Below are 1,177 nucleotides of genomic sequence, written 5' to 3'. Positions count from 1 at the left end.
TTGGCAACTCCATAAAAAAAGAGACACGAAAAAAATTAGAAATGAGTTATAGCAGTGGTGATATGAAACTCAGCGAAGTTGAAAAAGATTGGACTAAAGAGTCAGTCAGTAATAACCCAAGAGCCATTGGTCCGTACTATGCCTATAACGATCGCTATCTCGAGATTCGTGGTGGAATGTTTGAAAATTTTCGAGGGATTGTTACTTGGATAAGTTTATTGATATTTTCTGCTCCTGTATTTAGCATGTTAATGGCATTAACAATAGCTTCAAGGCTATATAATCATGAAAGAGGAAATGTTGCTTCTGGTATATTTACAATAATGTTTTTTTTAATAGTTACTTCAATTTTAATATATTTGTGCATCCGCTATTTCCGTTATGTCTATCGATTGGAACTATTTACCGTACGCCATATACGGGTACGCTTTAACCGGGTAACAAGGCAAGTTTATATTCAGCGCCCTAAATATTGCGGCGGTACTGTCGTATTTAAATGGGAGCATATTATGCCAGGTAACTTTGGTGACAGTGGTTCGGATATGGATGGCACCAATATGGTGAATTTAATTGTTTTTCATCCTTATAAAACGGGTTTTCCTATTGCTCACTCAGTCGGGATAGGGAAAAATACCTATAAAGGTCAAGACTATAAAGATGAATGGGAATTTATTCGCCGTTATATGGAAGATGGCCCAGAAAATTTACCCAAACCAAGACTTAGCACCCATTTACCAATGCCATTTCATGGATTAGGTGGTCATATCAGCCCGATGATCCACGCAGCACAAAATTCAAAAAGTATAGTGATGTATCTGTTATTAATCCCGGTATTTTTAATTCTATTACCCGTTTACACGGCAGGTTATTTTATATCGGAATGTTTATGCTGGCAGCCACGTTGGCCAAAGGTGATTAGGCAAGCTGGCAAAAAAGGCAAACCTATACCCAAAGAAACAACCTTATCAGATTATCCACCTGACGTGCAAAAAGGCATTTTAGAGAGCCGATTAGAGTGGTGTGTTTTGGATGAAAAAAACGGAAAATACGTTGATTACGGTAATAGTGATTAAAAAAGGGATGTAAAAGTTAATGTATATCGGTGAATATTTATTATGGTTTGGCAACTCCATAAAAAAAGAGACACGAAAAAAATTAGAAATGAGTTATAGCAGTG

The 1,177-nt window shown here is 36.6% G+C and carries 1 protein-coding gene; it reads left to right on the top strand.

All coding sequences use genetic code 11. The annotated features are described in order from the left end of the window. The coding region (locus tag H3S88_RS13065) for a DUF6708 domain-containing protein (RefSeq protein WP_198229203.1) at positions 1-1,073 on the top strand (1,073 nt) is incomplete at its 5' end. Positions 1,074-1,177 lie beyond the last annotated feature (104 nt).

Origin of the sequence: Gilliamella sp. B14448G11 (assembly GCF_016101765.1) — a bacterium.
In the GTDB taxonomy this organism is placed as follows: domain Bacteria; phylum Pseudomonadota; class Gammaproteobacteria; order Enterobacterales; family Orbaceae; genus Gilliamella; species Gilliamella apicola_N.
This window is presented reverse-complemented; position numbering and strand designations above follow the sequence as displayed.